Source organism: Lactiplantibacillus sp. DA1, assembly GCF_032681335.1.
Lineage (GTDB): Bacteria > Bacillota > Bacilli > Lactobacillales > Lactobacillaceae > Lactiplantibacillus.
In genome coordinates, this window is sequence record NZ_JAWHTQ010000001.1 from 219,000 (window position 1) to 240,730 (window position 21,731).

At 40.0% G+C, this 21,731-nt stretch carries 16 protein-coding genes; 5 read left to right on the plus strand and 11 right to left on the minus strand.

From position 1 onward, the window contains the following. The first annotated feature begins 37 nt into the window (after positions 1-37). On the plus strand, positions 38-964 hold the full coding sequence (locus RXV91_RS01065) for a LysR family transcriptional regulator (RefSeq protein WP_316438311.1): 927 nt from the start codon (positions 38-40) through the stop codon (positions 962-964). 70 nt (positions 965-1,034) lie between these two features. On the opposite strand, the gene RXV91_RS01070 is transcribed toward RXV91_RS01065, so the two are convergent. From RXV91_RS01070 to RXV91_RS01090, 5 genes are all read right to left on the minus strand, one after another. Further along, a complete protein-coding gene (locus tag RXV91_RS01070; RefSeq protein WP_316438531.1) occupies positions 1,035-1,256 on the minus strand; it encodes a bacteriocin immunity protein in 222 nt (73 codons plus the stop codon). Next, positions 1,249-1,521 carry a helix-turn-helix transcriptional regulator gene (locus RXV91_RS01075; RefSeq protein ID WP_316438312.1) on the minus strand — a complete coding sequence of 91 codons (273 nt, stop codon included), beginning with the start codon at positions 1,519-1,521 and terminating at the stop codon, positions 1,249-1,251. The genes RXV91_RS01070 and RXV91_RS01075 overlap by 8 nt, the downstream gene beginning before the upstream one ends. Positions 1,522-1,686: 165 nt before the next feature. Then, the gene (locus RXV91_RS01080; RefSeq protein ID WP_316438313.1) at positions 1,687-2,439 is read right to left on the minus strand and encodes a helix-turn-helix transcriptional regulator; all 753 of its coding nucleotides are present in this window, start codon (positions 2,437-2,439) and stop codon (positions 1,687-1,689) included. Positions 2,440-2,506: 67 nt separating this feature from the next. Further along, a complete protein-coding gene (locus RXV91_RS01085) occupies positions 2,507-3,001 on the minus strand; it encodes a kinase (RefSeq protein WP_316438314.1) in 495 nt (164 codons plus the stop codon). A gap of 88 nt (positions 3,002-3,089) precedes the next feature. After that, positions 3,090-3,209, minus strand: a complete 120-nt coding sequence (locus RXV91_RS01090) for a putative metal homeostasis protein (protein WP_003645748.1) — start codon at positions 3,207-3,209, stop codon at positions 3,090-3,092. Between the two features lie 137 nt (positions 3,210-3,346). On the opposite strand from RXV91_RS01090, the gene RXV91_RS01095 reads away from it, so the two are divergent. Both RXV91_RS01095 and RXV91_RS01100 read left to right on the plus strand, forming a co-directional pair. After that, positions 3,347-3,877, plus strand: coding sequence for a histidine phosphatase family protein (locus tag RXV91_RS01095; RefSeq protein ID WP_316438315.1), 531 nt, complete (start codon positions 3,347-3,349; stop codon positions 3,875-3,877). Between the two features lie 13 nt (positions 3,878-3,890). Further along, positions 3,891-4,415, plus strand: a complete 525-nt coding sequence (locus tag RXV91_RS01100) for a histidine phosphatase family protein (RefSeq protein ID WP_316438316.1) — start codon at positions 3,891-3,893, stop codon at positions 4,413-4,415. Between the two features lie 73 nt (positions 4,416-4,488). Here the strand turns inward: RXV91_RS01100 and RXV91_RS01105 are convergent, their stop codons facing one another. Together RXV91_RS01105 and pglZ are read right to left on the minus strand one after the other, a co-directional pair. Continuing rightward, entirely contained in the window at positions 4,489-7,023 is a 2,535-nt protein-coding gene (locus RXV91_RS01105; RefSeq protein WP_316438317.1) for a M1 family metallopeptidase, read from the minus strand. A 123-nt stretch (positions 7,024-7,146) separates the two neighbouring features. Continuing rightward, positions 7,147-9,663 (minus strand): BREX-1 system phosphatase PglZ type A, encoded by a 2,517-nt coding sequence (pglZ, locus tag RXV91_RS01110; protein ID WP_316438318.1) that lies wholly within the window; start codon positions 9,661-9,663, stop codon positions 7,147-7,149. A 112-nt stretch (positions 9,664-9,775) separates the two neighbouring features. On the opposite strand from pglZ, the gene pglX (RXV91_RS01115) reads away from it, so the two are divergent. Next, on the plus strand, positions 9,776-11,899 hold the full coding sequence (pglX, locus tag RXV91_RS01115) for a BREX-1 system adenine-specific DNA-methyltransferase PglX (RefSeq protein WP_316438532.1): 2,124 nt from the start codon (positions 9,776-9,778) through the stop codon (positions 11,897-11,899). Next, positions 11,899-12,987 carry a tyrosine-type recombinase/integrase gene (locus RXV91_RS01120; protein WP_074161954.1) on the plus strand — a complete coding sequence of 363 codons (1,089 nt, stop codon included), beginning with the start codon at positions 11,899-11,901 and terminating at the stop codon, positions 12,985-12,987. The genes pglX (RXV91_RS01115) and RXV91_RS01120 overlap by 1 nt, the downstream gene beginning before the upstream one ends. Positions 12,988-13,044: 57 nt before the next feature. On the opposite strand, the gene pglX (RXV91_RS01125) is transcribed toward RXV91_RS01120, so the two are convergent. The 4 genes from pglX (RXV91_RS01125) to RXV91_RS01140 are packed head-to-tail and all read right to left on the minus strand — an operon-like array spanning position 13,045 to position 21,564. Next, positions 13,045-16,677 (minus strand): BREX-1 system adenine-specific DNA-methyltransferase PglX, encoded by a 3,633-nt coding sequence (pglX, locus tag RXV91_RS01125; protein ID WP_316438319.1) that lies wholly within the window; start codon positions 16,675-16,677, stop codon positions 13,045-13,047. Positions 16,678-16,701: 24 nt separating this feature from the next. Then, positions 16,702-20,352, minus strand: a complete 3,651-nt coding sequence (gene brxC, locus RXV91_RS01130) for a BREX system P-loop protein BrxC (RefSeq protein WP_316438320.1) — start codon at positions 20,350-20,352, stop codon at positions 16,702-16,704. Between the two features lie 34 nt (positions 20,353-20,386). Continuing rightward, the gene (locus RXV91_RS01135; RefSeq protein ID WP_251899319.1) at positions 20,387-20,968 is read right to left on the minus strand and encodes a DUF1788 domain-containing protein; all 582 of its coding nucleotides are present in this window, start codon (positions 20,966-20,968) and stop codon (positions 20,387-20,389) included. Positions 20,969-20,970: 2 nt separating this feature from the next. Further along, entirely contained in the window at positions 20,971-21,564 is a 594-nt protein-coding gene (locus RXV91_RS01140) for a DUF1819 family protein (protein WP_316438321.1), read from the minus strand. Between the last annotated feature and the right edge of the window lie 167 nt (positions 21,565-21,731).

Consider the following 21,731-nt stretch of genomic DNA (forward strand, 5'->3'; position numbering starts at 1 on the left):
GATTTTAATAAGATTAAGCATTAAAGGTGGCGATTTCATGGAAAATAAATTGTTAGTATTTTTAGAAGCTATTCAACAGCACAATAGTATGACGAAAGCTGCACAAAGTTTATTCATCAGTCAGCCGTACATTAGCCGCACAATTAAAAGTGCGGAAACTCATTTTGGGATCCCCTTAATCGACCGCGGCCATCGTCCACTTGAATTAACTTATGCTGGAGAAAGATTACTGACTTATTTGCAAAGTGACGCTCGTCTCCATCAGCGAATGAACACTGAGCTTAAAGAAATCAGTCAAAATAAGTATCAAAGTATGACGATTGGGATTACACCACCAATGGCTAATGCTTGGTTTAGTCAAACACTACCTGCTTTTTATCAACGTTTTCCGAACATTCGCACTAAAATACTAGAAATCACAACATCAAAAGCAGAAACGTTGCTGGCTAGTCATCAGCTAGACTTTTTTATTGGCAAAACAATTCATCAAACTAACGTCAAAACCATCCCTTTGCAGACAATTTCTTTGTCTTTAGTCATTCCAAAAACAGCCGGAATATATCAGTCCAATCAATTTTGGCGACCGTTCACCCCCACCATTCTTACAGGAATGACTGGTGAGCCTGTCATCCGTGCAGTCGGTGAAGCTCGCTTTCAAGAACTGGTTGACCATTACTTTGCCGATAAAGGCATTCAAACGATTCCACTCATTGAAGTCGATAACTCGCGCTTTGCACTAAGCTTGACACTTCAAGGACTTGGTAGCATTGTTCTAGCCACTGCAATGTTGGCAAGACTAGCCACTGAACCAGCCAAGTACCCTATCAATGCGTTCAAATTACCAACAAGCGAGCTCAGCCTTGATTTTAGTATTGCCTACTTACCAAGTCACGTGCTAGCTAAACCGATTGCTTATCTAGTCGAACAAGCTTGTCAAACCTTCAACCCTGCGATTGATTTTTAGCATAAAACGCAAACTGTCAGCATCTATTAAGCTAGATGATTGACAGTTTGCGTTTTATTTTCAAAATCAATCACCGGTAGTGAATCATGTTCAACCCCACCAGCTGTTGCATTAGTTGCTCATTTTCTGGTGATAGTTTGATTTGTTGCTGCTGCAAACATTTAGAGATGTCTAAGTTCATACTGTCGAATACTCCCAGTACTGAACCAGTTCGCTGTTCCAATAGTTCCTGATAATAAGTTGCCAGCAGCTGTCGTAACGGTTGCTCGTTCGTGGTATTTAGATTAGCAATCTAAATCACTAATTATGCCCACAGCAACACGTGCCCGATCCTGCCCCCCGCTGTACCATTTCACCGTCATATCTGTTCGACTCCTTTTACGCAATAACAACTGCCACCATGGTCGCTGAACAGGTCTTCTGCTCAAACCTAATAACTCATCCGTCGAGACAGCAAATAGTTTGCTCAGTGCTACCAACAACTCTAAATCTGGATAACTTTTTCCTAACTCCCACTTGGAAATAGTTTGCCGTGAGACGTGTAACCGCTCCGCCACCGTCTGCTGGAACCATTAATGCTGTTGTCGTTGCTCTTTTATTTTACTGCCAATCACAATTTTCATCCTACCCGCTCCTCTATTACAATACTAGACTATTGGGTGCACCAATTCATTGCAACACACTTAAGCGCTACCGCAACGGTTGGTTGCAACTGTTCAAGATCAAGTCTCGGTATGAAAATGCTGATACAACGACTTTCCTGAAACTAACAATTCCACAACTTGTTGAGGATCATCAACAAGCACACCTTGTCGTTGCAAATAACTGACAAATTGCGGTAAATAGTCGCTGGCCTTCAACGCACATTCCAGCTGATAAGTTTGGGCATTAGTCTTTAAAATCAATTGAAAATAATCCGGATTAAAATCAAATGGTGAAAATCGTTTGCGACACCGATAACTGATGGTAACCCGCTGCAGATCTGTATAGTGGATTAGTTGGCGCTGTGGACAATTGAAGACAATTTGGCGAAACTTAGTCAATGTCGATGCAGCATACGTATGCAACTCAATGGTAGCAGGCTGAATCACCCAGTAACTATTGATTCCCACTGGAACGACCACAATCAATCCAACAATATAAAGTGATAAAAAGAGCCACCACGGCTGATAACCAAAACCAGTAAACAATAAACAAACAAATAGCCAAAATAATCCGAGACCCAGAAGTCGACCAAAGCTTAGTCGTCGACCAACAATATATGGCTTTGGAAAGAAAGCACTACCACGAACTAATTCATCCAAGGATAGATTATACAGATCCGACAGTGCCAGTAAATTATCGATTGATGGAATCGCCTTTCCGCGTTCCCACTTAGACACTGCCTGAGTCGTAACAAATAACTTGGACGCTAGTTGTGCCTGTGTCAATCCATACTGACAACGACGCGTTTTCAATAATGCTGCGAGTAACATTGGCTCGCCCTCTTTATGATTTCAGCTTAATCCTCAACCACGATCAAACCAATCAACTCGTGGTTGTTTAGTCACAATCATGCATAGCAGTCATAATTTGTTGAACTTCCGTGGTTAAATCTTGTTGCTCGTCAATTAAGACTTCATTAGCAATGCCCAACGTGTCATGTGGAAGCCACCACCGACGCATGTCTTCCACACCAAAATCACGATGACGCTTTTGATGACGCGCCAAGGTAGTGGCAAAACTCACTTCAAAATAATAAGTGAGGACGCGTGGAAACGATTGACTAAGCCGCGCCAACATTTTTCCATACCGATCACGTGCTAAGATGCCTTCCACAATGACTACAGGCACACGTCCCAGTCCATAACGCGCAATTTGTTCAATCAGACCAATTGAAATATTTCCCGGGTAATCATGACTCATCAGCATGTCGCGACGAACGACATCTTGGGACACTAGCAACGTATGATGGCCCACGCGTCGTTGCAACGCCTGCGCTAGCGCCGTCTTACCACTCCCAGAATTCCCCCGAATAATCACCAAAGTTGTTTCCATCCACATGTCCTCCACTCATTCCTGTATCTTAATCATACCGCACAGCTAACAAAAAAACGTTAACCAAATTGGCTAACGTTCGCTGACACTATTTGGCTTTACTGGCGTTACGTCGGGCATCATGTAAAATCTTCAATGCGCGTTTCCGCGATTTTAAGTTGGTCCCCCGTAGACGCCTGCGCGCACTTGCTAAATCTTGTTTTTCCATCATGGGTGCCTCCTTTTAAATAGTAATAATTACCATTTAAATTATATCAGCTATTCGATAATTGGCAATAATAAAGTTCCTCAATCAGGCCCCAGCCAGTATAATATAAGTAAAACAACATAACCGAGGCCTTTTTAATGCGAGTCTATCTCATTCGTCACTCCGAACCAACTTATCAACAGATCACCGCAGCTGGACTAACTGGTTTTGGTCGCGAACTCGGCGGCTTAACCGACCGTGGTATTATGCTAGCACAACAATGCGCCCAGCAGCCGTTGTTTGCACAAGTCCAATTAATTCTGTCATCCCCCTACACGCGCGCCTTGCAGACGGCACTGGAAATTGTGCGTTTTAATGATATTCCACTAAAGGTCGAACTTGGATTACACGAGTGGCTGCCCGATAACACGGGTAGTCGGACTGATACCGATGAACAAGCGGCCACGGCCTACAAGCTCTATCGACAACACGCCGGTAAGCACACCACCGCTAGTCCCCGCCCCTACGAATCGGCAGCTGAAATGAAGGCCCGAGTTTTGGCAACTTTGAATAAGTATGCCACATCTTACAATTGCATCGCCTGCGTCACACATGGCGAGGTCATGCGGCAGTTTGGCGATCAGAAAGACGTGGACTATTGTGGTGTGCGTGTTATTACGGTTGATTAGGAGGTCGGTGGTTATGAAAATCTACTTGATTCGGCATGGTGAACCGGATTATGGCCCCGTCACCAATGCTGGATATACCGGGTTTGGACGCGATTTAAGTCCACTCACTAAGCAAGGTGTTTTGCAGGCCCAACATTGCGCTGAACAACCAATTTTTAATGAGGTCCAGCTCATCTTAGCCTCGCCCTATACCCGAGCACTACAAACCGCAACGGAAATCATCCGACGGCATAACCGACCATTACAAGTCGAGTTGGGCCTTCATGAATGGTATCCAGATAAATCAGGCTGGCAAATAAAAAGCGGTCATCAAGCAATGGCCGCCTACGATGAATATACTGCCAACCATGGTCAAGCTAATGAAACTCAAACCTGGGACTACGAAACTAGTGCTGACATCCGCCACCGTGTCCAAGCGGTTTTTGATAAGTATCAGCATTACCAGTGTGTCGCCTGTGTCACTCACAGTGAGGTCATGCGCCAATTTGGGGACTGGCGACAGATTGGGTATTGCGAAGTAAAAATGATTCAGCAATGAATAGTAGCCATCAATAAAAGAAGCTAAGCCTGATTGACATCATCAACCGAACTTAGCTTCTTTATTAATTAGATTACTTTACAACTTCCGCGACCGCCGCATTCACCGCGTCACGTTCATCTTCAACTAAGGCAACGCGACTGGCGATGACCTTCGTATCCATCATAATTTCACGCGTTAAACCAGGCGTATTGATTTTTGGTTCAAAGAACGCCTTGAATTCTGCTAAACGTTCAGCCGTATGGAAGACCCGTGAAATGACGGTGATGTAAGTGGTAAATTCCATGTCACCACCAACCGTGGCTTCCAACCATGACCATTCGTCGCGAATCCAATCCCAAGCTGCTTGTTCACCAGTTGGATTAGCCAAGACGCCGCGGAACCAGGCCCGCAAGTCTTGTGGCTTAATCGTATCCGCATCTTCAAACTTCACAACTAACTGTTTGATTAATTCGGGGTCCGTAGTTGCGGTCAATGCGTCACAAATGTCAGCCTTGTAACTAGCATCGGCTGTCTGCCGTGACGCCGTCAATAAACTATCGAATAAGTCCTTACTACCAAAGTTCTTGACTTCATTCCGTAAAATGAAGACCCGCACATCGGCTGGTAAGGTCGCTAACTTATCACGGTTACCTTCGAATAATTCATGGGCAGCCAATACGGCCGCACTATTCTTGGCGTACAAAGCCGCACTCAAAACGTATGGCCGCGTCAACTGATCATTGTTAGATTCACCAGCTTGTGGCAACCACCCTAACCGTTTAACCTGAGCGGCACTCAATTGGTCAAATAACGTTTGTAAATGCTTTTCTTCATCAGAATCTGGCGTAACAAACTTACGTAAGTTACCCGCAACTTGGTACAACGCTGCGTTAACGACCGTTGAATGGCTGGCTGCAAACCGACTTAATAATGGCACAACGGCTGCGTATGAGATTTGACGACCTTCCGCTAATAAGCGTAAGTCTTGTAACAACTGTAACTGGTCAATAGCCGTTAAGTCATCAACATGCGCTAGAATATCATCCAATAACGTTTGGTCATACTTGACGATGAAGTGGGAGTTATTCCCAACGTTCAAGCGGAATGGTTGCCCACTCGCATCACGTAATTTGGCATAATCGCCGACCGTCACAGCTTGGTCCTTCATAATCGCTGGTGCCGCCTCATAGTTGCTATTCAACGGAATCTGCCATTGACGACCGACTTCTTCACCTTCACCGATGAAGAACTGTTGTTGTGACAAGGTCAACTGACCGTCAACAACCGCTGCCGTGACCACTGGATAGCCAGGTTGTTCCAGCCATGAATGCATGATGTCCCCAACTTGCATCCCAGAAGCATCTGCTAAGGCGTTCCACAAGTCATCACCCTTGGCATTACCATATTTATGATTGATAAAGTACTGCTTCAAACCTGCTCGTAAGGCATCATCACCAACTAAGGCCCGCGCCATTACTAACATCCGCGCACCCTTAGCGTAGACAATCGCACCGTCAAAAATCGAGTCGATTTCGGCCGGATCTTCCACCTGAACATGGACTGACTGAACCCCATCCGTGGCATCCCGTTGAAGCGCCATTGATGCTTCGGACGTTTGGAAAGTTTCCCAAATATGCCAGTCCGGTTCTAAGGCGTCCGTCGCCACATATTCCATCATGTTGGCGAAACTTTCATTTAACCAGAGGTCATCCCACCACTTCATCGTAACCAAATCACCGAACCATTGATGGGCAAGTTCATGGGCAATCACCGTGGCGACCCGTTGTTTCGTTTCGAGGGCCGTGTTGTCAGGATCTAATAGTAAGTAGGCTTCCCGATAAGTAACTAAGCCCCAGTTTTCCATCGCACCAGCTGAGAAGTCTGGTAAGGCCAATTGCCATGAGTGTGGCAATGGATATGGCGTCTGATAAAAATCTTCATAAAATTCGATTGAGCGCTTGGCAATGTCCAAAGCAAAGTCGAGCTCGTTAGCCTTGTGGGCCTTAGTACCGAAAACACCGATGGTCACGCCACTCTTGGTCTTCGTCTGCTTGCCTTGTAATTCACCAAAGGCAAACGCAATCAAGTAAGTCGACATCCGCACCGTGGTTTCAAAGTAATGCACCCCATCGGCTTCATGATCTTCGGGCATGTTGCTTAAGATCGTTTCACCATCATGTTCATCGTACTTGATGGCAAGATCAAAAGTCGCTTTAGCTTCTGGTTCATCGACACACGGGAAGGCTTGCCGGGCCGCGGTCGTTTCAAACTGCGTCCCGATTAGTTCTTTCTTCACACCGTTGACTTCGTAATATGATGGGTAGATACCCATCATCGTATCCGTCAATTTGGCACTGTACGTAATCGTCAAAGTTGTTTGACCGGCCTTGGCAAGTTCAATTCGAATTCCTTGGATCGCATTATCCACAGTAAAGGGCACATCCGCACCATCGGCTTGGACACCAGCAATGGTCAAACCATTCTGATGAATCAGCACTTCCTGCGCCTTAGCATCCCCGGTAATCGTTGATTTCCCCGAAATCAGCTTATCCGCCCGGTTAATATTGATATAAAGATCGTAATGTTCTGGTTGAAATGTTTCGTAAAAATGAGTTGTGGTTGCCATATTATTCTCCTCGTTTTTTAAGAATATATTCATTATACGACAATTGTCACTTTAATGCCGTATTCACGTTACCAAGACTAATAAAAAAGGTGTTGGTTCTTACCAACACCTTTCATGAAGCACTTAGCCCCGATCGTCTACAATATCAATTCGATAGTGAACTCGATTTTGTGCACCACTTTCGATATTTTCAATAACTAAGTCATACACTTGATTGCGATCATACGGCTGATCAACTAAAGTAAGATTAGCTCGCCGTATTCTCTTTTCAACCTGTGTATCTTTACTATTTGCATTAATCAGGATTTGCCCTGAAATTTGATGATTATTTTTATCAACAAAATATAATTTAAAGGCAGCTGGTGTTACTTTAGAACTAATTGGTTCGGTTTGCATAATACTTAACGGTACCTCTAATGAGGTTACTCTCAAATTAGAATTATTAATCTGTAAGGTTACCTCATGTGCCGTCGATTTTTTACTGGTTGTACGTACTTCCAGTAACGGGACCACCATTTCTTCCAATGATGATCCTCCATGTGCATAATTATCACCACCATTGGCCTTAAATACGTTAGCCGTAGTCGGATAATAAACATACCGTGAATCCTGGTTTTCTAAAATATCGGCTAGGGCTTGGCGTTCAACACCTGGAACCTTGATGTCGCGCTCAGAAACTAAGTAACGTGGTGACTTCCAATCTTCCGCAACCGTTTTAACTTCAATTTTGTCAATATCCGCAATTTTTTCATCACGATATTGATACCCGTGATCCGCAGTAATATAAACATGATTAATGCTATTAGTTCGTAATCGCCAGATTAATTCTTGCAATTCGTTAATCGCATTTTTAGCTGCAGTGGCAGTTTCATCTTCGGTTCCTTTATTCTCTGCCGTAGTATCAATCTGATTGTGATAAATATAGATTACTTCTTGATTGACAAACATGGATCGAAGTTCATCACGTGACTTACCTTGCAAATCCTTAAAACGATATGCCGTACTTTTAGGGTTTGCTTGGCGCAATATTGCCTGGCGTTGTTCAATATTACTTGCGGGCTGACCATCAACGGTTACCCGGCGCTCTTCAGCCTGTAATGCTAAGTTTTGATGCGGTAATAAGGCTGGCATACCCATATAGGTGACGGATGGCAAACCACTAATTAGAAAATGCATCTGCATATCCGTAACTTGGTCTTCTTGCTTTAACTTATTCTGTAATTCCTTTCCAACTTCAAAACGAAATGAATCAGAGATAATAACTACAATTCGATTCTGTTCGTTACGAATATACTGATTATAAAAATTTCGTTGCAGAAGTTGTGGCGCAATTTGCTGGTAATTTAAACTCTGATTCCAGCCGATATTAAACTTGGATAACAAATCAACATAAAGCTGCTCTACCAATCGTTTCAACCGCATATAATGATCTGGATAACCAGCAATATGATATTCATAAACAAAGTGCCGATAATTCATATCAATATAATAACCACCATTAGTATACTCATCAACCATTGCGTTGAACCCATTTGCGGGCCGATTATGACGAGCTTGGATAACTTGCCATGCACTTCTGACCATCAAGTACAAATGATTGGTATTATGTGAGCGGCCATAGTGCATTTCTCGACGTTTCTTAGTCAATTTGCCAATACTTAAACCGTCAACTAGAACTTCATCATTTTCCAGCAACAATTGCTCTTGAATCCAGTTCAAAATTCTCCGATCAAATTCCGGGAAAACATCGCTATTTGCAAGATCATCAATATCAAGTTGATCAAAAAATTTATTTACTTTAATATTCTCCCAAACATGCCGTGCAATCTGATCATAATCATCACGATGCTGATTATAGGCTTCAGCGCTAAATTGTTGCATAAACGTTTGGACATTGGCCGCCCGAGTACTCAAATTGTAACGATTATCAGCTGCCGTCGGGAGTCCCATTTGTTGAAAGGCCATCGTGACATACATTCCAGACGCCAGTGTTAATAAATCTGGCTGATCAGACTGAAATCTAAATTGATCACTGATTAGTCTCCAAAAATCATTGATGACGTGATATTTTTCAAATTCATTTAAATACTTGTTATCCATCAATCCAGCCTTAAGAATCAGTCTTAATATCGCAAAAAAATCTACTAAGGGCTGATCCAGCCGAACGATCGCCGCCATAATTGCAACTGTTGGTTCTGACTGATAACTGTGTAAGTCATACTTCATGAACCGTGCACGGCGTTCCTTACTTCCAAAAAATGCTGTATATCTTTTTACAAATGAATACATATTCTCCGGCAGTTGCAGTTCTTTGCGCAAAATTTCTGGTGCATCCGCTCTGAATATCTCGGAGTACAGCACCATATCGCGTAAATGGTTTTCATCTAATGGCGGTTGTGGTTGCGGCGAGTAAATTAAAAACTTTTCGCTCGTGCCCGCCCCTAATAACCGCAACTTTGTTTTTAATTGGTATCCCATCTTTAACTCAACTACAGTGGCGACACCCGCTAGTGCTCCAGTTAAGTCGCGGACACTATCCTCAAATTCGCCCTGGTCGTCATACCAAAAAATGAATTGATGGCCCGCCTTAAATTTACTTTTTAACGTTGTCACAACTTGATCAATATTTACGTCAGCCATAATTACTCCTCGTTTCAAAAAATTCACCACCCTTATCATACCGTATTCCCCGCTAAAACTCACATTATAATAAATTTAATAATCGTTCACTCCAAACTATCATGACGGCGTTATTCAGCATCTAATTAACGATATTGATGAAGCCGATTTTGACGTTACTCGTGGTGGTCAGGTTGAAATTATTGGGTGGCTGTATCAGTACTATAATACTGAACCAAAAGAAGTAGCAATCAGTCAACCTAAGTCTCACAAATTTAGAAATAATGAAATTGCGTCTGCTACACAAATTTTTACACCCGACTGGATTGTTAAGTACATGGTACAAAATTCGCTCGGAAAGCTTTGGATTCGACATATAGTTGCAAAAAATGGCAGTTTGTCTGAAAAACAATTAGCAGAGCAATTTCAGTGGCAATATTACATGGAAGATGGTCCTCAGCCTAAAGAAGCCATAGTAGAGATAACTAGTACTGAAAATTCACTTGAGGATCTTAATATACAAGATATTAAATTTATTGATCCTGCTATGGGCTCAGGACATATTCTTGTATATGCGTTTGATGTCTTAATGGACATTTATGTATCAGAAGGATTTTCTAAACGTGAAGCTACTGAATTAATTATAACTAATAATTTAAGTGGCCTAGATATTGACATGAGAGCTTTCCAGCTCTCCTACTTTTCAGTCATGATGAAAGCAAGACAATATAATCGACGAATATTATCGGCTAATCACTCAATAAATGTGTTTAGTATTCCAGACACGAGCGATCTAGCTATCGAGAGTTTTAATGTTCTATTCGAACAATTGACGGAGAAAACAGTTGCTATACTAAAAGCGCTGCTAGCTGTTTTTGTGCATGGAAGCGAGTTTGGTTCTCTACTTAAGGTAGAACAGTATAATTTTGAAATGATCTTGTCTGAATTGGATGGCCTAAATGAACACCAACTGTCATTTGAACTAATACCATTGATTGAGAAGGCAAAAGAAATTATTAAAGCAGCAAAATTATTGGCCCAGCCCTATCATGTAGTTATTACTAATCCGCCGTATATGGGGTCTTCTAGAATGTCGCCAGCGTTGGCTAAGTTTGCAAAAGAAGTATATCCAAATTCTAAATCAGATTTATTCTCAATGTTTATGGAACGCTGGGGCCGTGCAACTCTGTCAGGTGGATATAGCTGTATGGTTACTATGCAATCATGGATGTTCTTATCAAGTTTTGAAAAGATGAGAAAAAATATATTAACTAAATACACGATTTCGAATCTAATGCATATGGAAAATAATGTAATGGGAATTGCCTTTGGCACTGCTGTTACGATTTTACGTAATATATTATTGCCTGATTTTAGTGGTACCTATCACCAGATTAAAACTACTGATGTTACGAAAGGAATACCAGCAGTTGTTCCAATTACTGGAAATCGATTTAATCGAACTAATCAAGCGAAATTTAAAGAAATTCCTGGATATAAAATTTCCTATTGGGCGTCTTCAGAAATTCTTTCAGCTTTTAAATATCCGCTTATACGTAAGTACGGGAACGTTAAGTCCGGAATAATGGTAAAATCGGATTTTACAAAAGAATGGTATGAGGTTAGTAATGAAGATATTCTCTTTAATGCAACTAATATTTCTCAGATGTCTGGGTTCAAATGGTTTCCGCTTAATAGCGGCGGTGGTTTTAATAAATGGTTTGGAAACAATACTACCGTTATTGATCTTGAAAATAACGCTGAAAACATCAAAAATTCCAAATCAAATTATCGGTTGAGAGATTCTAACTATTACTTTAAAACAGGAATTACGTGGGGACGGATTACCTCGTCTGATACTTCCTTTCGGTTATCCAGACAAGGAAGCTTATTTGGAGATGCTGGTCCAATGATGTTTATGGATAAAAGTATCTTTTTTATACTTGGTTTTGTCAATTCTAAAGTAATGCCCACAATAGTTAAAATTTTAAATCCAACATTAAATTTCCAAGTGGCTGACATGAAAGATGTTCCCGTTATTAATGTCAATAAGGATTTGGTCGAACCACTTGTACAAGCTAACGTGATGCTATCTAAAATGGATGAGGGATGCTTTGAACTATCTTGGGATTTCAACCGCCACCCGCTTCTGTCGCACATCGCTGACGATAATCTATCAATATGGTATTATTCAGTGGTATTGACCAATCGCGGTGCCAAAAATGTGCCAATATTTCGGCTTTGGGGGGTAAAATAATGGTTAGTTATCAAAAACGAGGCAATGTTTGGCAATACGAAATCTCATATAAAGATGCAGACGGAAAGTATAAAAAGCTCCGAAAGTCCGGTTTTACAAGAAAATCTGACGCTATCTTGGCTGCCAGCAAGATTCAATCGGAACATCCTAATTTAAAAACTGCGAAGGCGGGTAGCGAATCACTAGTCAGTTACTACGAGCGATGGATTAAGACTTATAAGCAGAACGCAGTATCACCTATTACTTACAATAAATACCAAAACACTGCTAAACATGCGCGAAAGTTATTTGGTAGCTTAAAACTAAAAGAGTTAACTAAATTAACTTATCAAGAAAAACTCAATGAGTTTGCAAAAACACATGCACGTCGAACCGTTTCTTGTTTACACAAGCAATTGCGCGCATGTATTTTAGAAGCAATGGATGAGCATATCATTGCTTCTGACCCCACGCGCAAAGCTGTTATTACTGGCCGATCACTGCCAAAAATGTCAAAAACGCTAAATTACAATGATTGGGCTAAATTGATTACGCACTTGGATACCGATCAAATTGATGAAATGACTATCTATCTAGCTGCAGTAACAGGCATGCGTTATGGGGAAATAGTTGGTCTAACAATCAATGACTTGGACTTACAAGCCGGCATTATCAATGTTAATAAAACTTGGGATTACAAATACAAGACGGGGTTTATGAAAACAAAAACGTCAACCTCCAATCGTAAGGTCTCAATCGATAACACAACCATCCATCGATTAAGTCACTATCTTTCAATCCACCATTTTGAACAAGATCAGCCTATTTTAATGGATAAGAATCATCACGTTTTAGTCAGTGCGGAAATCAATAATGCGCTAACAGCAAAACTACGAGTGCTGTCTATCCCAAGAATTACGTTCCACGGATTGCGTCATACCCATGCCTCTATACTCTTATACCGTGGTGTCAGTGTTCTATCTGTGTCCAGACGTCTAGGTCACAGCAACATCACCACTACTCAGTCTACCTATTTACACATCATTAAAGAGTTAGAGTCCCAGGATAAGAATAAGATTATATCCATTCTAAATGACACATTAAAATAATTGGCACTTTTTTGGCACAAAAGGAGCTCTCCGGCAAAGAGAGCTCCTTTATTATGACTATAATTTACTCAAAATTTTGTTTCCATCTTGTAACTTTTCATAGTTGACTAATACACCATCGTCTAAGTCAAGATTAATACGCTGGTCGGCAACATGTCGAACAATTGGATCATATTGCTTCAATTCTTTTAATTGTTGTGTGACATGTTTTAGTTTTTTCTCTAATTGCTTCTTAGTTTTAGTAACACTCTCATCTTGAACCCATTGCTGTAATTTCTCAATACGTTCTTCATAACGACTTTGTAACGGGTACATATAGTCAGTACGCATCATGGCTAATTCGCCCTCATCATAACGATGTAAGTACATCAATGCCTTCAGACCATTCTGCTTTCCACTGTTGAATTCCCAATAGATTGGCCGCTTCTGATACCCCTTCTTATGATCTTTAAAGAAGTCATCCACAAAATATTTACGAATAGCTTGCTCAGAATTATCGGCTTGTTTACCAATTACATAAGCAATGTAATCCATGTTTTCTTGAACATGCTCTTCTCCAAAAGTCACTGCTAAGAAGGTTCTGAATCGATTCATGATATCACGATCATCGTCAAAGTATCGGTCATCGTTTAACAACAACAAGTTGTCTTTATTTGGCACAAACTTCTGATATTTATCAGTATTCCACTCACCACCCGCATAGGCAAGTCCAAGAGTGTCTAACGAATATCTGCCGAACACAAGTCCAATAAAATACGATAACAAGGATTTAATATCACTTTCCTCATCTGCCCGACGCACGGAAACCTCTTTATCTTCAACTTCCGGCGTTAATTCATCGTTCAAACCGTACAAATCAATAAAAATTCGATTTAATTCTTCTTCATTTGCCTTTAATTGATCAAACCGCTCTTGTGCTTCAGTCTTCCAGATAGCGAAAGCATTTTCTAGTCGTCCACCGATCTCTGTTTGCTTATCGTCAGCGATGTGCAATAGAAGTGGATGAACTTTGAAATCCCATGAATTTTCATATTCATTCCAATCACTTTGGGCTAATAAAACATTTATTCTAACGACATGTTCAATATTTTGATCGAATATTTCTTTTTTTATCGGTAGCTTGTCCATATCACCATTCTGTAAAGACAATGTTGGATTTAAAACCTTAGTAATTAGAGTAGTTACTTTTGAGTTCAAAAATCCTAGCAGAGAAAATATTGTGCTATCATCATTTGAGAAAAGCATTGGCCCTTTGTTAGAATCAAATATACTACCTTGAGGACTATACCTGAACGTATTAGAAGCACTAGTCAATGCACTCCAAGTTATACCGCTGTGAAAGTAGTAATCTTTTCCCTGAAATCCAAAAGAGTTTTTGTTAATTTTGCCAAACTCAGCTATTTCCTGACCAGAATTGTAGTAGTTAACAATAAGCTCACGATTGCCGAACCATTTGTGGTTCTTTCCGCCTTTATTATACGGAAACCATTTTTTCTTAGACGTTTGATTTTTCCTCCAAGACCGGCTTACATCAACATGGTTGAATAGAACTTCCCACCAGTCATGAATAAATAAATTATTATTTCCGGTTGTCAGCCCACGCTGTGCGGGAGAAATATTTTTAAGGGGTATTCCTACTAAGAAATCATGTAACAGCTGATTGCTTACCCAATAAGCAATTGGACTTCCCGGAATCTTCTTGAAGTTCGCTTGATTAGTTCGATAAAGGTAGTCTACCGTTTGATCTCGAACGGCTGCTAAGTATGCCGTCTCTTTCCTATCTTGAGAATTAAAATCAATTAGACGTTCATACGTGCCCACATATTCAGTTAAGTTTTGCTTTTTCAGCACAAAAGCTGTCGATTGCACAACTTCGCCACCGATTTCTTCAAATGCTCGAGTTCCTAAATGAGCCATATTAATTAGTGTATCTTGTGTTAACGATTGTCTAAGCTTCTCGAAGCTAGAGAGAAACATCCATGCATGTTGTGTAATCATCGCATAGTAGCCATTGGCACTCACAAACATTCGCAATCGTTCCATGAAAGCAGCAAACAAATCTGCTTTTCCAGCAGTAAAATGTCGTTTTACGTATTTACTAAGAACATCATTCATTTTTCCTGAACCCATGTATGGTGGATTCATGACCCCTACTGTATATTTGTGACATAAAAGTTTCGAGACTGTAATAATTTCTTTTAGCTTATGTTTTTTCTCTTCTAATTCAATACTTTCAAAAGATAATTGATGTTCTCCGGGTTTTGTATCAATAATTGATTCAATTTCGAGAAAATCAATGGGGTCAGTAAAATGAATTAAGGAGCCGTAACTATTGCCATCATGAAAGGCGTTTAATAAACGCGTGATATCTGAAGACTGCTGGTCCGTAGTAATTAAATCTTCAAAATCCTGTACCGACAAATCTGTATATTCTGGAATATCAAAAACGTTTGGACTTAATCCCAAGGTTAAGAAATGCCGATTATATTCGCGCGCTTTCATAGATAAAGCAAAGTATGATAGTTGGAATGCTCGAGTATCAATGTCAAAACCATACAGATTATACTGAATAATATTTTCGGTAGCATCTCTCTTTGAATAACCTTCTGACTCATACAGCTGTAAAAAGACATCAAACGCGTAAACTAGCACGTGACCAGAGCCCATTGCTGCATCCACTAAAGTAATATCCTCGAGTTTCACTTCAGTAAGCTCTTTTTGTGCCTCTATAATCTTTAGAGATACTTGTTCGTTTTGCTGAGATTCGGGCATGTAATATTGCCAATGATAAGCCTGTGCTATTTCTACTTCTGATCGCGAATCATTTCTAGCATGTAAAACATCAATCCAATAACGGCCCAACGAGTTTTCAACCATATACTTGACAATCCAATCGGGCGTAAATAATTGGGTTACCGCAGGGATATCAGTTTCAGTGTATTTACGTTTTTTGAATGCTACTTCTTTTGGTTCAGTATTATAGTACTGATACAGCCACCCAATAATTTCAACCTGACCACCACGAGTAACGTCAAAATCGGCTTCATCAATATCGTTAATTAGATGCTGAATAACGCCGTCATGATAGTTTGGAGTGAACAATAATTCTGCATAATCGTTAGTTTTTTCGAATAAATGTGGTAGATTTGCATTTAAAGCGTTGGCTTGCTTAATAAATAGCATCCGATATTTGGCGTCCATGTCAACTGTGGCTTCAGTTTCCGAAGCATGTACCATAATTGCTTGCTCCTCGTTGCTAAAAGCACCAAGATACGGCACTAAATCGGCTTCGCTTCGCAACATAATATCAGGTTCATTGCGGCCTGATGAACTAGATAATACTCGAATCCGACTCGGCAAATAACCATTAACTTCCATAAACCGAATCGCAATTAGGCGATTGAACCAAGTATATGCAACCTCTTCGACCAACTCATTGTAGGCCGTCTCATAATCGGTTGCCTTCTCACGCTCATGTAATTCTACAACTAGTTTTTGGCGCTTAACAATGTTCGAACCAGTGATTGGGTTGCGGTCATCCACATAATACTCAATTTCAGACGTAGACGTTTCCAACTTATCGGAAATTTGTTCCTCAGTAATTCCCAACACTTTCATTTGTAATTTGATAGCCGCAATTAGTTTCCGTCGCGATTCAATTGCAAAATTTTTAATGGCTGTTTTGTCCATTTGTAATTCCTTTCAACTTGACTATTAAAGATCAATCTTCAATTCATCAACATTATCCAACTGAGCAATTAATACCTTTCGTAATTGTGCCAATTGCTCGTCAACCTCTTTGGCACTAGTTACTTGCCATGAACGGTTAACTGGCAAATTTTTAAGACTAACATGCTTCGTTGTCGGTACTTGAGGCGTTACCGTTATTGAAGTGGCCGTTGGAGTTTGGTCTTCATCTGTATTTGTTTCATCCTTATCCACTTGTTTCTGTGCACGTTGTAATGCAGCTTGTTTTCTCTCAATTTCAATGATTTCTTCATCAATGCGCGTCTGCAAGTTATCTTTCTTAACGGAAGCCTTAGATTTAATTACGACCAATTCATCCAAATTACGAGCTGCTTGTGCTTCTTGAATAAATTGTTCGAAAGCTTGATTGATGGTCGGTTCAAACTGACCAATTAAGTCCTTGTTCTTTGCATAATCCAAAGCTGCTTGCCATTCAATATTGACATTCGCTTTAATATCCGCCTCAGTTTTGTCAAACTCTGCACTATACGCGCTATTAAATTTTTCATTAAGACTGTTCAACTCATTTAACCGATCAGCCTTGTTTGCATCAACTCGATCTTTAATCTGCTTATAGATCTTGCCAACATCAGCCCCGCTAATAAATGAACTAGACTTCTCATAGATATCAATCTTAGAAAGTGCATCTTTCCAGATTTTCTCTTGAGTCGGATTATTGTAAAAATCGATCAACCCATAGTCATACATATCGTCGGACCAATCTAAGAAGTCATCTTGATGCTTAAATAATTTATTGTAAAACTGGTCCGTATCAGTCTGGCTAATTAAGCCATTCATCAGTTGTAAACCATTCTCTAAAACGTTTCTTCCTGGATAACGCGTAGATAGCCGCACGAACTCATTGAGTGCATCTCGCTCTTTAATCATACTTTGACGTAAATTGTTAACTAACGTATCATCTTCATCGTCATCAAAGCTCTGCCGGTTGAAGACGTCCTTAGCCACCGCTTTTAACGCTTGGCGTTTTTCCTCCGAAACAGCGACACGTGGAACAAACTGCATCTTGTCAACATACTGTTTCTTCACAAAATAGTTTGCTAGTTCAACTGGCTTAGTGGCATCTTCTATATTGATTAGTGCGTTGTTAACATATACTTTAATCCGGTTGTCAGCAAAAAGTTTGGCCACCATCCACTTAATGTCGATATCACGGTATCCATACGGTTCTACGCCAAAACGATCCAGAATCGACTTATAGGCCACTTTACTATGAGAACCGTTATCAGCATCCTGCACAATTCGATTCATGACTGCTTCCACCGCTTGTCTATTTTCATCGGGGGCAATTAACTCTTGATTAAATAGCGCAACAATATCTTTCTCCGATTTAATCGCCGTGATATAGCTTAAATTACGGTAAATTTCGTCAACTAGATGTTCCTGTGCCGTATTTAAACGTTGCTCAAAACTCTTGCTTCCTGCTTCCAGCAATTCGCCACCGACATAAATATCAGCATCTTCCAGTGCATCTTCCAAATCTACATGAACCTTTTCAATCAGACTTACCCGCTCAGCACGCTTAACATCAATAATATTGTTAGATCGAGCATCCTTTGCGTAAGCACCTGGATCCATTACAAATTTTTGAATTTTCAGTGCTTGTGATAAATTATGGGTGTAATCATCACGTCTAGGCATATCAATAATAATTTGTGGTTCACTAGGGGATAACGCGATTCGTCTTAATTCAGCTTCATCACGATTAGTATTACTTTCAGGAGTGTTCAATTTTAGGCTTAACGTATTGTTGGCCAACCCCAATGGCTGATCATCAACGAACTGATTGAAATTAAACGTATACTGCTTATTTAGCTTAGGATAGGTAAACTTTCGATCAATTTTTTTTGCCCCGAATAAATAGTTCCCAATTTCACGAGAAACTTCTCCAGGCTCTACATCTTGTTTTGAAATTGACCGGCTAATCTCTTGTTCAGCGTTAGTTAAAAATTCGAACCCTTTAGTCGTCTCTTCAATGAAGTTTTGATTCGTTAACTCAATCAAGGCTTCTTTAACTCGCTTTTCCAATTCAACCCGGTCGGTATCAATTGAATCAATCATCAACGTGACAACGTTATTCAGAGTAGCATTAAAATTATCTACATACTTCACCATGAACAGCGTTTCCAAAACCTGCACGGCAAATGGGTGTTCAACACCATCTGGATTAACACGTTCATTCTTAATCGCACGTTGAATCACAATCATGTGCGTGTGGTCCAAGAATTGATCAAGGCCCTGGAAGAAAATACTAAACGGAACTAACGCCCGCACGTCTTCATTTTCAATCCGTTGTGCTGATTCTTGAAAAACTGCTAGCATTGAACGTTCACCGTTTGCTAAGTGCTTACCGTCAGAACCGTTTTCCCGAATGGCAGTCAACGTATCTTGTAATAAATTATACTGATACGGTACAAATGGATAAACATCTGCAAAGCTTTCTGCACTTTGATAATGATCCCGCGTAATATCCGATTCAAATGTCATCAAGTTGTTGATGGCATGTTGATCATCTGAATACGTCTGCATCAGGGCCCGTTCACTTTCCGGCGTCTTGACTAATAATCGCTTATTAATTACTTCATCAACGTTCGCTGACGACATTGCAATTCGAGTATTAAAACGACCCTGAATTTTCGAGAAATCTTGTCCATTAATATGGTCCGTTACCTGATCGATTGCTTGTTGACTAGTCACAATTACCCAAGCTTTTCCATGCGTATATGTCCCCAAATCTTCGACAACACTTTGCAAATTCAGCATTCGTTGCTGACTATCGCCGATATATTGGCCAATCTCATCGACTAAAAACACAAGATGATAGTCTGGATCTGCTTGTTGTTCAATATATTCATTAACCCGTTGGGCAAAATCTTCTACACTGAGTGGGTATTCCGTTTTAAGCTGCTCGATAAAGCCATCAGCATTTTCTTCAGTCATTTCGCCGACAGCCACGAGTGCTTCTTTGATTGTATTTTTAAAAAATGCAAATCCATTTCGAGCCTCTAGCCAAGTTCTTCCCTTATCATCTAGTTCCTGGAACTTAGCCTGAAACGCCTCATATTTACCATCATGAATCAAGTTGCGTTCCATGTCGGCAATCCAAAAGTCAACGCCTATCAGACCAATTTTTTCATTAAAAACTTGCCAAAAAACATTTAAAATGGCATCTTTTTGTGATTTGCTACCATTCTTAGCTTTTGAATCAATATTAAACAATATCGTTTCATTATGTACTGAAGTTGCCAATTGAATCGCATCAACAGTCTCTTGACTACCAATCTTATTCTCTTTTAAGAAATAATCGATTGCTGGCTTGCCAGCAACACTCCGATTTTCCAACAAATAGGCCAGAATCTTTAAAAAGTGAGATTTCCCTGAACCAAAGAAACCTGAAATCCAGACTCCCATCTCCGAAGTGTCATGATTAATACTGGCAACGTATGCTTTAAAAAAATCATGGAAATGTTTTTGTAATTCGTGTGTGACAACATATTCTTCTAGTTCCTGTTTTACATTAGCATCTTGTTCATCACCAATGGTAATAACACCTTTAATATTACGATCAATTGGCTTAGCAAATATATCTTTAATCTTCATTATTTTGCCCCCTCAAGGCCTTGAAAAAGTAATTCTAATTTATTTGAAAAGCACGATAATAGTTATCTTCCTTAGTTTCCCCGAACATACTAAGACTTAAACTATTATATTCACCTGGGTAGAATAAAATAACGGGTACCGATGATATGATTTGGTGCATCGTATTCAGTATTTTATGTGCCCGAATTAATGGAAAAATTTCACCAATTCCAGTTAAAAAAATCACCGAGTTTTGGTTTTCTAAATGTTTTTCCATATACTTAACAAAAAGATTTTCTGAATCGGTCATCTTGAGTACATTATTTAACTGTTCAGTCAGGTACTCAATGCCTTCATTTTCCTCCATGTCAAAAACATTCTGTCTAATGCCAATTTCATCCAGTAATTTCCACATAATTTGATATACATTGAACTCAATAATATCAACACCAACTGAGGCTTGATTAAATCTACGTTCCATTTTATCAATAGCCTCCCGAACGATTGGCTTGTCCTGCGGTGCATAGCCTAGAATATAATACGAAACTTCGTTAGACAGTCCCCGACTTTCTTGAAAATCCTGATTCATAATTTTTTTCTGTAAATGCGCTAACTTCGTACTTGTGCTAACGATCATACTCACCTCCCTAAAAGCACGGCTAAATTGCGATGAGCGTGCTTAGCTTGTAACAAATCTTCTAATCTTAAATCTAGCATCGGCCGATTAACTTCGTCATAATCGCCAAGATCCTTGAGCAACTCTGCTTCGCGACAAAATGTTTTAAAAATTCCCGCTAATCGTTCAACGGTCTCCTCTGTCCAGTCTGCAATTTGCGCATTTTCAACCCGTTTCCGGTTAAAAAAATCCTCAATCTCATAATCATGTAAACGCGCATCGCCTAATAGCAATTCACCACGATAAACCTCATACATAAATTCGTTAAAGAGGCGATTCATGTTCATAATTGAAATAAGATTAACCAATTTTTGATTACTGATATCTAAACTTGAAAATAAAACAAAATAATCCTGGTCTAAAGTAACCAAACGTTTCTTTAGAACCTTCAAGAGATCTTGAGTTCGCGCAGCCGTTTTCTGTTTAAAATAATTATCTTCTTCTGCTTTAGCTCTAATATCATCTTCACTGTAGCCAGCATTAAGTAATTCAATATATGCTTGAAATTCAGCAAACCAAAAAGAATGTGAAACCATTGTTGCACTATATTTTGGCATTCAATTCCACTCCCAATTATCAACCATTGATTTGTCAACAACATTCCCAACTATATAAAAGTATATCATATGCATAGCTAATAAAAATTAGGAGTTCGACGATTCCCAAAAGGATTCATCAAGCTCCTAATCTTTGATGTAATTGACTTTTACGGTCTAGAGATACT

Bases quoted from the DNA above. Each gene is read 5' to 3' on its own strand.
- RXV91_RS01100 (WP_316438316.1), top strand. From the start codon at position 3,891: ATGAAAATCTACTTGATTCGGCATGGTGAACCGGATTATGGCCCCGTC.
- RXV91_RS01105 (WP_316438317.1), bottom strand. From the start codon at position 7,023: ATGGCAACCACAACTCATTTTTACGAAACATTTCAACCAGAACATTAC.
- RXV91_RS01080 (WP_316438313.1), bottom strand. From the start codon at position 2,439: ATGTTACTCGCAGCATTATTGAAAACGCGTCGTTGTCAGTATGGATTG.
- brxC (WP_316438320.1), bottom strand. From the start codon at position 20,352: ATGAAGATTAAAGATATATTTGCTAAGCCAATTGATCGTAATATTAAA.
- RXV91_RS01090 (WP_003645748.1), bottom strand. From the start codon at position 3,209: ATGGAAAAACAAGATTTAGCAAGTGCGCGCAGGCGTCTACGGGGGACC.
- RXV91_RS01065 (WP_316438311.1), top strand. From the start codon at position 38: ATGGAAAATAAATTGTTAGTATTTTTAGAAGCTATTCAACAGCACAAT.
- pglZ (WP_316438318.1), bottom strand. From the start codon at position 9,663: ATGGCTGACGTAAATATTGATCAAGTTGTGACAACGTTAAAAAGTAAA.
- RXV91_RS01085 (WP_316438314.1), bottom strand. From the start codon at position 3,001: ATGGAAACAACTTTGGTGATTATTCGGGGGAATTCTGGGAGTGGTAAG.
- pglX (WP_316438319.1), bottom strand. From the start codon at position 16,677: ATGGACAAAACAGCCATTAAAAATTTTGCAATTGAATCGCGACGGAAA.
- RXV91_RS01135 (WP_251899319.1), bottom strand. From the start codon at position 20,968: ATGATCGTTAGCACAAGTACGAAGTTAGCGCATTTACAGAAAAAAATT.
- RXV91_RS01095 (WP_316438315.1), top strand. From the start codon at position 3,347: ATGCGAGTCTATCTCATTCGTCACTCCGAACCAACTTATCAACAGATC.
- RXV91_RS01140 (WP_316438321.1), bottom strand. From the start codon at position 21,564: ATGCCAAAATATAGTGCAACAATGGTTTCACATTCTTTTTGGTTTGCT.
- RXV91_RS01120 (WP_074161954.1), top strand. From the start codon at position 11,899: ATGGTTAGTTATCAAAAACGAGGCAATGTTTGGCAATACGAAATCTCA.